The sequence below is a fragment of the Acinetobacter sp. UBA5934 genome, assembly GCF_002430855.1.
In the GTDB taxonomy this organism is placed as follows: domain Bacteria; phylum Pseudomonadota; class Gammaproteobacteria; order Pseudomonadales; family Moraxellaceae; genus Acinetobacter.
On sequence record NZ_DJDC01000069.1, the window covers coordinates 6,664 to 7,463 of the forward strand.

General features: G+C 37.5%; 1 protein-coding gene. It reads right to left on the reverse strand.

What is annotated here, in order from left to right; genetic code table 11:
- Positions 1–642, reverse strand: a 642-nt coding sequence (locus B2Y23_RS05015) for a lytic transglycosylase domain-containing protein (RefSeq protein WP_291369388.1), incomplete at its 3' end; no start/stop codon positions are given.
- Between the last annotated feature and the right edge of the window lie 158 nt (positions 643–800).

Here is an 800-nt window from a genome sequence, read left to right on the forward strand (position 1 = left end):
GGAGTATAAGTTGCTATAACGGCTGCTGACCCGTCTGACATAATCCTGGGTTTCTTTAAAGGGAGGAATACCGCCATATTTGGCGACATTGCCTTCACCTGCATTATAGCTGGCTAAAACTAAAGAGGTGTTGCCATTAAAACGTTTCATCAGCCAAGCTAGGTATTTTGCTCCACCCATAATATTTTGATGTGGATCGAAAGCGTTTGAAACATTAAAGCGTCGGGCAGTGGCAGGCATGAGCTGCATCAGTCCTTGCGCCCCGACAGGAGAACGTGCATTAACATTAAAACCTGATTCAGTATGCATGACCGCTTTAATCAGGCCCTCAGATATGCCATGTTGAGAAGCGGCCTGTTTAATAATGGGATCAAAAGCATTTTTATTGCGACTATAACTCGGTAGAACTGAAGCTTCAGATGAGCCCCAGTTACTATAGCTATGGATATTGCTGTCTGGATAATAGGTCTTTTTCTCGATTTTAAGATGGTTATAACGATTTTTCTTATTGGTAAGCAAAGTCGTACCATTTGAATCTTTTAACTGATAAATGGTTTGGCCGGCATAACTGGTCGTTGCAACAGAATGAACTGCCACAAACCCCAAAAAATAAAGTCCAATTTTTGCAAAGTTATTTTTCATTTTTATAGATAGAAAAAATCTGTTCCAAACATTACAAGTGGAGTTTAACAAAAAAAAACAAGATGGAAAGTATTACTACAAAAAAATCACCAATAGTTTGTAAAAATCAAGAGCCGTTTGTTGAGATAGTAATCAAAATTTTTTTTAATTTTTTTTTA